General features: G+C 35.1%; 11 protein-coding genes and 1 riboswitch. Of the genes, 2 read left to right on the plus strand and 9 right to left on the minus strand.

Going from position 1 to position 11,111, the window contains the following annotated elements; genetic code table 11:
* Nucleotides 1-4 precede the first annotated feature (4 nt).
* From RRY75_RS14315 to RRY75_RS12785, 7 genes are all read right to left on the minus strand, one after another.
* Nucleotides 5-130: a transposase gene (locus tag RRY75_RS14315; protein WP_442935445.1), complete on the minus strand. Its 126-nt coding sequence runs from the start codon at nt 128-130 to the stop codon at nt 5-7.
* A complete protein-coding gene (locus tag RRY75_RS14320; protein WP_332527947.1) occupies nt 94-369 on the minus strand; it encodes a transposase in 276 nt (91 codons plus the stop codon). Before RRY75_RS14320 ends, RRY75_RS14315 begins: the two co-directional genes overlap by 37 nt.
* A gap of 113 nt (nt 370-482) precedes the next feature.
* Nucleotides 483-884 carry a HEPN domain-containing protein gene (locus tag RRY75_RS12765; RefSeq protein ID WP_332494043.1) on the minus strand — a complete coding sequence of 134 codons (402 nt, stop codon included), beginning with the start codon at nt 882-884 and terminating at the stop codon, nt 483-485.
* The gene (locus RRY75_RS12770; protein WP_332494041.1) at nt 871-1,212 is read right to left on the minus strand and encodes a nucleotidyltransferase domain-containing protein; all 342 of its coding nucleotides are present in this window, start codon (nt 1,210-1,212) and stop codon (nt 871-873) included. Before RRY75_RS12770 ends, RRY75_RS12765 begins: the two co-directional genes overlap by 14 nt.
* 323 nt (nt 1,213-1,535) lie before the next feature.
* Nucleotides 1,536-3,077, minus strand: a complete 1,542-nt coding sequence (gene guaA / locus RRY75_RS12775; protein WP_332717100.1) for a glutamine-hydrolyzing GMP synthase — start codon at nt 3,075-3,077, stop codon at nt 1,536-1,538.
* A gap of 105 nt (nt 3,078-3,182) precedes the next feature.
* Complete coding sequence (guaB, locus tag RRY75_RS12780) at nt 3,183-4,637, minus strand: IMP dehydrogenase (protein ID WP_332493530.1); 1,455 nt, start codon at nt 4,635-4,637, stop codon at nt 3,183-3,185.
* A gap of 112 nt (nt 4,638-4,749) precedes the next feature.
* Nucleotides 4,750-4,850: riboswitch (purine riboswitch) on the minus strand.
* A gap of 141 nt (nt 4,851-4,991) precedes the next feature.
* On the minus strand, nt 4,992-5,504 hold the full coding sequence (locus RRY75_RS12785; protein ID WP_332493529.1) for a hypothetical protein: 513 nt from the start codon (nt 5,502-5,504) through the stop codon (nt 4,992-4,994).
* A gap of 215 nt (nt 5,505-5,719) precedes the next feature.
* Between RRY75_RS12785 and RRY75_RS12790 the strand changes: the two genes are divergently transcribed.
* Together RRY75_RS12790 and RRY75_RS12795 are read left to right on the plus strand one after the other, a co-directional pair.
* Nucleotides 5,720-7,756 (plus strand): PAS domain-containing sensor histidine kinase, encoded by a 2,037-nt coding sequence (locus tag RRY75_RS12790; RefSeq protein WP_332493528.1) that lies wholly within the window; start codon nt 5,720-5,722, stop codon nt 7,754-7,756.
* Between the two features lie 27 nt (nt 7,757-7,783).
* The gene (locus RRY75_RS12795; RefSeq protein WP_332527762.1) at nt 7,784-8,644 is read left to right on the plus strand and encodes an undecaprenyl-diphosphate phosphatase; all 861 of its coding nucleotides are present in this window, start codon (nt 7,784-7,786) and stop codon (nt 8,642-8,644) included.
* A 235-nt stretch (nt 8,645-8,879) separates the two neighbouring features.
* Here the strand turns inward: RRY75_RS12795 and groL are convergent, their stop codons facing one another.
* Both groL and groES read right to left on the minus strand, forming a co-directional pair.
* Nucleotides 8,880-10,517, minus strand: coding sequence for a chaperonin GroEL (gene groL, locus RRY75_RS12800; RefSeq protein ID WP_332493526.1), 1,638 nt, complete (start codon nt 10,515-10,517; stop codon nt 8,880-8,882).
* Between the two features lie 43 nt (nt 10,518-10,560).
* A complete protein-coding gene (gene groES, locus RRY75_RS12805; protein ID WP_332493525.1) occupies nt 10,561-10,845 on the minus strand; it encodes a co-chaperone GroES in 285 nt (94 codons plus the stop codon).
* Between the last annotated feature and the right edge of the window lie 266 nt (nt 10,846-11,111).

Genomic DNA, 11,111 nt, shown 5'->3' on the forward strand with positions numbered 1-11,111 from the left:
GTAGTCATAAAAAGGCATTGTGCTTAATGTACCTACTAATCTTCCGTAAAGAATTGCTTTTCAAAGTACTTTTAAGCACTTTGAAAAGCAATTCTATTTGCCAGCGTATACAATAAATTTCTGTAATAATTGTAGTACCGTATCAATTTCATCATAGATAGAATAGGATTCAGATACACCTTTATAAAGTTTAAGATTTGTCTTGATACGACTAATAAAAAAGTTATGTTCATTTATTTTTTTTAGAAACTCTGTATCAAAATAGCCTAAATCAGCTAGAAATAAATCGTTTTTTGAAAGTTGCTTAATCATTTCAGTAAGACATTGACTATCATGGGGAACCTCTGAAGTAATATCCAAATGAGTAATTGTATGATTAACTTAGTATAGATGGTGGATTTAGACCACGAATATGGAACTTAAAAGGAGTATCAGTGCTGGTACACTAATACTCCTTAAATGAATATTTTATGCTTTGATTCCTAGTTATTCTCAACAAACTGTTTAACTTTATCTAGTGCTTCCTTTGTAAATGTATAAGCCTCCATAACTTCTTCTTTTGTAAGTAAGATAAAGTTGTCTCCTGGATAATTAGCATCAAAATAATAATCCTTTAAAGTTCTAAGCATGTTAATCGAAAGCTCTAACTCAATCCCTTCCTCAACAATTGCTTTATATAGTTTCACTAGATTATGTCCTTTTAATAATGCAGAATAGTCTTCAGTAAAACAAGATCTTTCTACAATGTGTTTAAGAAGTTTTTCAACAACTTGCTCACATAAAATAGCATTTCTATTGTAAATATCTTCATCTTCTCTTTCAATATTGTATTGTAGATATTTGAAATCATTTAGAGCAATTCTATAGTAGTTATAGTGCTTCACGCCATTTTCCTCCTTTCCATAATGAAATACCCTCCCGTTTAATGTTTCTTACAAATAAAGAAGTCGCTTCTTCAAACATCTCTTGAGTATAAAATACTAAGTCTACATTATATAAATCTACTGTATCTCGTATTCTACCTCTTTCTGCATGGGTCTCTATAGGCTGATGTGTAAGAATCAATATATCTATATCTGACCCTGTTTTAATTTCCTCACGGGCACAACTTCCAAATAAAATAATTTCTGCTAAATTATTATCTATCTCTTTAATTAAAGTCTCTATAACGCTATGAATATCCTTAATAAATCTTTGTGGTAGATTAATCATTGGCTTATATCCTAACTTTTTTATTTTCTATAATCTTATTATAGTATACCCATTTTACATTTTCAATCTAGCAAGTAAATGATTTGCACTCTTCGAACATTCTGGTAATAATGAAATAAGTGCAGATGTTTCTAATTTAGATGCTTCCGTAGCAGGCATGTATAACGTAATATTGTCTCTTTCGAATTATGTGGGAAATAGAACAGAAAAAGCTATAAAGGTAATTGTAAAATAACTACATATTTTAAAAAACAAGAAGACCTCAGATTGAGAGTGAATGCTCATCTGAGGTCTTCCTATTTTTTATCTGCATTGCTTATAGTTTATTCAAACTCAATAGTCGCTGGTGGCTTGCCTGTGCAGTCGTATAGGACACGGTTAACCCCTTTAACTTCATTTATGATTCTTGTTGTTACTATGCCAAGTACTTCCCATGGAAGATCAGCTGATTCTGCTGTCATAAAGTCGCTTGTTGTTACTGCGCGAAGTGCGATAGCATAGTCGTATGTTCTTTCATCGCCCATTACACCTACTGAACGCATGTTTGTAAGGGCTGCGAAGTATTGACCGATTTCTTTATCAATGCCAGCTTTTCTGATTTCTTCTCTGTAGATCCAGTCAGCGTCTTGTACGATACGTACTTTTTCTGCTGTTACATCACCAATGATACGGATACCAAGGCCTGGGCCTGGGAATGGTTGTCTGTATACTAAGTGTTCTGGAATTTCAAGTTCAAGGCCTGCTTTACGTACTTCATCTTTGAAGAGAAGGCGTAATGGTTCAATGATTTCTTTGAAATCTACACAGTCAGGAAGTCCACCTACGTTGTGATGTGATTTGATAACAGCTGATTTACCAAGTCCACTTTCGATAACGTCTGGGTAAATTGTACCTTGTACTAAGTAGTCTACAGCACCAATTTTTTGTGCTTCTTCTTCAAATACACGTATGAATTCTTCACCAATGATTTTTCTCTTAGTTTCTGGGTCTTCTATACCTTTTAATTTTTCATAGAATCTTTCTTGTGCATTAACGCGGATAAAGTTAAGGTCATAGTTACCTTCTGGTCCGAAGATTGCTTCTACTTCATCCCCTTCATTTTTTCTAAGTAAACCGTGGTCTACAAATACACAAGTAAGTTGTTTGCCGATTGCTTTTGAAAGCATAACTGCTGCTACTGATGAGTCTACACCACCAGATAATGCACATAATGCTTTACCATTACCAACTTTTTCACGAATCGCTTCAATTGTTGTTTCTACGAAGGAATCCATTCTCCAGTCACCTTTGCAACCACAGATGTTGTTTACAAAGTTTCCGAGCATTGTCATACCTTCTTGAGTATGCATAACTTCTGGGTGGAACTGAACTGCGTAAATTCCTTTTTCAGCATTTTCCATAGCTGCTACTGGACATACTGGGGTGTGTGCAGTAATTGCAAAATCTGCTGGTGCAGTTTCGATGTAATCTGTGTGGCTCATCCAACAGATTGTAGATTCTGAAACACCTTCAAATAATTTAGATGCTGTATCAACTTTTACTTCTGTTTTTCCATATTCACTTACAGGTGCTGTCGCTACTTTACCACCTAAAAGGTGTGCTGTAAGCTGAGAACCGTAACAAATACCAAGTACTGGTATACCAAGTTCAAAAATTGCTTTGTCACAGATTGGTGATTCATCTGCATATACGCTGTTTGGTCCACCTGTAAAGATGATTCCTTTTGGATTCATTTCTTTAATTTTTTCTAAGCTTAAGTTGTAAGGATGTACTTCACAATATACGTTATTTTCACGAACACGTCTTGCAATAAGCTGGTTGTACTGTCCGCCGAAGTCTAATACGATAACTAACTCGTGGTTCATTTCTATTTCCTCCTCAGAATATGTGCCTAATCTTTTGTTGTCTATACCTTCTGTTTACTAAATAAGAAGGACTCAGGTCACATTTGGCCTAAGCCCTTTCTTATTTTAATATTCTACACTATAGTTTGGTGCTTCTTTTGTAATTTGAATATCATGTGGATGGCTTTCTTTAAGACCAGCACTTGTGATACGTACAAAAGTAGCTTTTTCTTTAAGTTCTTCAATTGATGATGCACCTGCATAACCCATACCTGCACGTAATCCACCCATCATTTGGAAGATTGTATCTGCTAATTGACCTTTATAAGCTACACGACCTTCAACGCCTTCTGGAACAAGTTTTTTCGCATCATTTTGGAAGTAACGATCTTTGCTTCCATTTTCCATAGCTGCGATTGAACCCATGCCACGGTATACTTTGTATTTTCTGCCTTGGTAAAGTTCTGTAGCTCCTGGACTTTCTTCGCATCCTGCAAGCATTGAACCCATCATACATATATTAGCGCCTACTCCGATAGCTTTTACAACATCACCTGAGTATTTGATCCCACCATCAGCAATAACTGGAACACCATATGGTGCTGCAGCTTGTGCACAGTCTTCTACCGCTGTAATTTGAGGAACCCCTACACCTGCAACAACACGCGTTGTACAGATAGAACCTGGTCCAATACCTACTTTAATCGCATCTGCTCCAGCTTCAATAAGTGCTACAGTAGCTTCTGCTGTTGCTACATTTCCTGCAATGATTTGAAGTTCTGGGTATTTTGATTTGATAAGTTGAACAGTATTGATCACACCTTGTGAATGTCCATGTGCTGTATCTACTGTAATTACGTCAACTTTTGATTTTACAAGTGCTTCTACACGCTCAAGTACATCACCTGTTACGCCTACAGCAGCTCCAACTAAAAGTCTACCTTGACCATCTTTTGCCGCTTGTGGGTAAAGAATCGCTTTTTCAATATCTTTAATTGTAATAAGACCTTTTAAGTTACCTTCTTGGTCAACAATTGGTAACTTTTCAATACGATGTACTGAAAGAATTTCTTTAGCTTGAGCTAAGTCTGTTCCTTCTTCCGCTGTAATAAGATTTTCACTTGTCATAACTTCTTTGATTTTACGATTGTGGTTTGTTTCAAAACGTAAATCACGGTTTGTAATAATACCTACTAATTTTGTACCTTCTGTAATAGGAACTCCAGAAATTCTGTATTTTGCCATTAATTCATTTGCATCATACACATAGTGGTCTGGTGTTAAGAAGAATGGGTCTGTAATAACACCATTTTCAGAACGTTTAACTTTATCAACTTCTTCTGCTTGTTGACTAATTGTCATATTTTTGTGGATGATACCAATTCCACCTTGACGCGCAATAGCAACTGCCATACGTGCTTCTGTAACAGTGTCCATACCAGCACTCATAATTGGAATGTTAAGAGTGATCTTTTTTGTAAGCTGTGTTTGAAGTGATACTTGGTGTGGTAATACATTTGAATAATTAGGTACAAGTAAAATATCATCAAATGTAATGCCTTCTTTAATAATTTTTGACATGTGAAGTTCCTCCTAGTGTTTGTGTAGTAATAGATGATATAAAAAAATTCCTCTAGTGTGCTTAGAGGAATACAAAAGTACAATGCCTTATGTTAACCCCATAAATCACATTATACCCTATTTATTTCCCCGTAGTCCACTTATTTACGGCAAGTGGGTAGATACTCTCGGCCCAATCGCCAAGTATATACGAAAAATGTTGTTTCTGTTTTTATTATCGATTATTATAGCATATCCTTATCAAAAATGTTAGTCGTGTTTTTTAATATAATAATACTCTCTTTATACAATAAAAATATGGACTATATACAACTAGTCCATATTTTTTCATAATTTACCTATTCTTTTTATTCATTACCCTCTGTATCTAAATACTTTGTTAGGTGCTTGTTTGTACATCAAGTTCAACATATCTTCATTTGGAGTAATGAGAATTTTTACAAGTTGTCCATCTGTTGGGCACATAATGGCATAAGTTTCTTTTCCTAATTGACCATCACTTGCATTAATTACCTTTTGACCACGTGCTAATTCTTCTTGGTGACGTTCATCTTTAATACTTGCCATCACATTCATTTCTTTTAAATCTAATTCGATCACGCGTTTTCTTTTTTCTTTATTGTAGATTACGTCAATATCTAATAAGTGGTTTGTTAGGCTATATTCATGTTCTTTTTTTAATTTACTGGATAAAAATGTAGCTAACCAAAGTATTGCTAATACTAAAATTGGAGCCATGAAAATAGGAAGGACTATAAATAATACAAGCGATACTAAAATAGAAACAGTCCATATAATTGCTCTTTGTGCTTTATCCTTTTTGCTCATTGTCATTGCTATTAATTGCTCTTTAAAGACATCACCCATTGCTTGTTTCTCCTTTTAATTTACTTTGTTTTTACTTCTTTCAGTTTACCATAGTTTTGTGCTTTTTTCAAACTAGCTTGCCTTTCTAGCCTCAATTATCAAACTTGAACCTAAAAATTAATTTTTTTTAAAATTAATGTCGTAAAATATATTTTTTTATACTATAATAGATATATATGGACCTATTATCACACTATTTATGAAGGGAGTTACGGATGTCCACGATAAAAACTGCCAAAGATCAATTTATTACTCAACATTTATATAAACATTTTTTTATTTTAACTCTACTGAGCATTCTTTTTATCTTTCTTTTTACTTATGATCTAGATGCCTTTCTAGCTTGTACGAAACTGATCCTTTTTGTAATGGCAGCCTATCTTTTAATTAATGCCATTTCTACTAGACATATTACTCAAAATGCTTTTCTTTCCTATATGTCCATCTTCTATGGTGCTATTAATGTACTTCAAGGCCTACAAATTATTTTAGATTCCTTGCTAAAGACACCTGTTAATAGCTATTATTTATCCATGGCGACCCATCATTTAGGTAAATTAAGCTTTAGTATTATATTAGTCATTGTGAGTTACTATTACGTACATAAGCCTAAAAAGTTAGAACATATCAGTTGGTATTTGACGTTAGCCTTCATAGTCATTTGCACAGTGGGTATGCCTCTATTCGCCAATGAACGTTTCGCAACTTTTGTCAATGGTCATTCATTAAGTGCCCTTTTCTTTAACTTAACGCTTAACCTCTTAATACCTATAGCACTGCTTTTATCTTTTAACATTCTATCCCCAGTACACAGTAAGTTTTCTTCTACGCTTAAACTTATTATGTTGATTTTTGTTTGCTTAGTTAGTATTAATGAAACCATTAGCTTCTTTTATTTTGTTCCACTGTCAGGTCCTAGTATTGTACTTCATCTTTTTAAGATGTCTAGCTTATATCTACTTATCATTGGACAAATAGAATGCTGCATCTTACGTCCCTTTAGTGAACTGTATCTTCAACAAGAAGTTACAGAAAAAGATAGAGAACATACGCATCAAGAACTTTATAAATACTCCTTATATGCTAAGCAACTAGAGAATAACTTAAAAAATAGAACGAATCATTACGAACGTATTTTAAGTCTATTCCCTGAGCCTTTCTTACTTTGTATTGATGATAAAATACTTGATACAAACCAAGCCTCCCTAGACTTGTTTCATTCATTAAATAAGCATAATTTAGCTGGCACTAGCCTCTTTTCTTATTTAAAACTAGATGAAGCGACTCAACAAGCTTATCAAGAATTGCCAAGTCATCCTGGTGAACTGTTAAAGGGTGAAACATCCCTTATTACTTTAAATCATGAAATTTACGACATTGAATATTTATTTACAACTACATATTTGCATGATTCTGTAAATATAGTATGTATATTGCGTAATATTACTGAGAAAAAACAAAAAGTTGTTGCTGAAAAAGCATTAGAGCAACAGAATTTAAAACTAAGCTACTTCTCTAACCTTTCTCATGATATTAAAATGCCTATTAATATTATTTATAGTGCGCTTCAAATGCAAACTCATGCTATTACCTTACAAGAGTGTCGCCATTATACAAGTATGATGCAATCTAATTCCTTAAGGCTTTTAAAACTGATTAACAACATTCTAGATGTAACCAAATTAGATAATAATATGGTTAACTTATCGCCTGAAGTCTTCAATCTTGTAGATGCGGTGGAAACATTATGTGAAATGTCGTATTTATATATGAAAGAAAAAGAAATTACCTATACTTTTGATACAGATATAGATGAAAAGTATATTAGACTAGATCCCGGTGCATTTGAACGTATTCTCTTCAATTTACTTTCTAATGCAATTAAGTATACGCCTGTAGGTGGGAAACTCTTTATCAATGTTCTAGACTTAGATCATGCTATTCAAATTCATATTCAAGATACAGGTATTGGTATTACACCTGATAAGCTTGAACATATTTTTGACCGCTTTATTACCGCGGAGCAAGGTACAAGTTCTAAGGAGCATAGTTGTGGCATAGGCTTATCTATAGTAAGGGATCTTATCCATCTAATGGGCGGCACAATTAAATGTGAAAGTATACCAACTAAAGGGTCCATCTTCATCATCACTTTACCTACACCACCTCTTGGGGATATAGAAATTGACTATCCTTACCAAGCAACTTATACATCTCATAACATCAAAATTGAATTTAGCGATATTAACTAAGTTGCACTTACATAAGGAGGTTATCACTTGGATTTACTTATGATGCTTAAAGCTGGTATTCTTGGCATCGTAGAAGGACTGACCGAATTTTTACCTGTTTCTTCAACTGGTCACTTGATTATTTTCGCAAACCTTATTGACTTCTATAAGCATACGGATAAGGCCTTTGTAGATTTGTTCAATATGATTATTCAGTTGGGCGCCATACTTGCCGTCGTTGTCTACTATTGGAAGAAGATTTGGAATACCATTACACATCTTCTTCCATCATCCAAGACACTCTTAGAAGAAAGTGGTGTTTACTTTTGGAGCATGATTCTCATTTCTTGTATCCCTGCAGCACTTATTGGGCTACCTTTTGATGATGTGATTCAAACTTATTTGTTCAATCCCCCTGTTGTAGCTTGTACTCTATTCTTTGGTGCACTTTGGATGATGTATGCTGAAAGTAGATTTAAAGGCCACGTAGCTACACCTCTTTCGGCTACAGCTGTTACACCTGGTAAGGCACTATGCGTAGGACTCTTCCAAGTTCTTTCCATCATTCCCGGCATGTCTAGGTCTGCCTCTACCATTATTGGTGGGTGGGCATGTGGTATGTCTACAGTAGCCGCTGCTGAATATTCTTTCTTCCTTGCCATTCCCGTTATGGTAGGCCAAGCTCTTATCCATTTTTTTAAGTTACTTAAAATGCCTACACCTCTTGTTAATGCACAATGGTGTGCATTAGGTATAGGCTTTGTTGTTTCCTTTATTGTAGCGCTTCTAGTCATAGATGCTTTCCTTGGATTCCTCAAGAAAAAACCTATGCGCTACTTTGCTTTTTATCGTATTACTTTTGCGTTTATTGTATTGCTTGCCGGTTTCTTTGGTCTTTTGGCCATTTAGCTGAGTCTTATGCACGTTACAGGCACTTCCCCCATCCTGTTCCTGTAACATACTTATTATGAAATCTCTAGTATATATATGAGGCTACTTACAAGGTAGCCTCATATATATACTAGAGATTTCACGAAAACATTTCGTGATTTATTAATAAATAGAAAAGAGCTTAACAAGGATTGCCCTGTTAAGCTCTTTTCTATTTGTGAAATCTATGCAAACTAACTCTAGGAGTTAGAAATTACATCATTCCCATACCGCCCATGCCTGGCATTCCGCCACCTGCTGGCATAGCTGCTTCTTTATCTTTAATATCTGCTACAATACATTCTGTTGTAAGGAATGTAGCTGCTACTGATGTTGCATTTTGAAGTGCACTTCTTGTAACTTTAGTTGGGTCAATGATTCCGCCTTCGATCATGTCTACGTATTCTTCTGTAAGGGCATTGAAACCAACACCTGCTTCGGCAGCTTTAACTTTGTCGATGATAACAGCAGCTTCAAGACCTGCATTTGCAACGATTTGACGAAGTGGTGATTCAAGTGCTTTTATGATAATACGTACACCTGTTTTTTCGTCTCCTGTTGTTGTATCAAGAAGTGGTTCTACAGCTTTCATGATGTGGATGTATGTGCTACCACCACCTGCAATGATCCCTTCTTCTACAGCGGCACGTGTCGCTGCAAGAGCATCTTCAATACGAAGCTTTCTTTCTTTCATTTCTGTTTCTGTTGCAGCACCAACTTTGATGACTGCTACACCGCCTGCAAGTTTTGCAAGACGCTCTTGAAGTTTTTCACGGTCGAAGTCTGAAGTTGTTTCTTCAACTTGACGACGGATAACAGCAACACGATGAGCAATTTCTTCTTTGTCACCAGCACCATCTACGATTACTGTATTTTCTTTTGTGATTTTAACACTTGCAGCACGACCAAGTTGTGCTACCGTTGCATCTTTAAGGTCAAGACCTACTTCATCTGTAATCACTGTACCACCTGTAAGTGTAGCAATGTCTTGAAGCATTTCTTTTCTTCTATCACCAAATCCTGGTGCTTTAACAGCTACACAGTTGAATGTTCCTCGAAGTTTGTTTAATACTAATGTAGTAAGAGCTTCACCTTCTACATCTTCTGCAATGATAAGAAGTTTTGCACCTGATTGAACGATTTGTTCAAGCACTGGTAAAATATCTTGGATATTTGTTATTTTCTTATCTGTGATAAGGATGTATGGATTTTCCATTACCGCTTCCATTTTTTCTGTATCTGTAACCATGTAAGCTGATAAGTATCCACGGTCAAATTGCATACCTTCTACAACATCAAGCTCTGTTGTCATTGTTTTTGACTCTTCTACAGTGATAACACCATCATTTGATACTTTTTCCATAGCATCAGCAATAAGGTTTCCTACTACATCATCACCAGCAGAGATTGCAGCAACTCTTGCAATATGGTTTTTGCTATTTACTGTTTGGCTCATGCCTTTGATAGCTTCTACAGCAACTTCTGTCGCTTGCTGCATACCACGACGGATAATGATTGGGTTTGCACCTGCTGTAATGTTTTTAAGACCTTCTGTAATCATTGCTTGAGCAAGTACTGTAGCTGTTGTTGTACCATCTCCAGCCACGTCATTTGTTTTTGTTGCAACTTCTTTTACAAGTTGAGCACCAATGTTTTCAAATGGGTCATCTAACTCAATTTCCTTTGCAATAGATACACCGTCATTTGTAATAAGTGGTGTACCATATGATTTATCTAATACAACATTGCGACCTTTTGGTCCAAGTGTTACTTTAACTGCGTTTGCTAATTGATCTACTCCTGATTGAAGTGATTGTCTTGCTTCCATTCCGAAACGAATTTGTTTTGCCATTGTAAATACCTCCCTTTGTTCTTTCTATATAATTAAGGATTGACTATTCAACGATTGCTAAGATATCGCTTTGTTTAACAATGATATATTCTTCTTTATCTAAAGTTACATCTGTGCCGGCGTATTTTGAGTAAATAACTTTGTCACCTACTTGAACTTGCATTTCAACTTTTTCACCGTCAACAATACCACCTGGGCCTACTGCAATAACTTCAGCTTCTTGTGGTTTTTCTTTAGCAGCACCTGCTAAGATGATACCTGATTGAGTTTTTTCTTCTGCTTCTAAATGTTTAAGTACGACTCTGTCGCCTAATGGTTTTAAATTCATAAAAATACCCTCCTTTTATAGATAAAGTATGTAATTTTTTCACGTTAGCACTCACTATAGTCGAGTGCTAATTACATCTTTAATATTATGGCATTCTATCACAGAATGCAAGCCTAAATTTAATTATTTTCTAATTTATTTTGTGCAATTTAATATACCTTTTTTATCTGTCTAGAATTCTCTAGTATTTCATTGGTTTTTATAGGTTTGACCACTTTAAAGGTATAGCTTGATTCACTTTTTAGCCATACCTTTAAAGTTATTTA

The organism is Niameybacter sp. (assembly GCF_036655075.1).
GTDB lineage: Bacteria > Bacillota > Clostridia > Lachnospirales > Cellulosilyticaceae > Holtiella.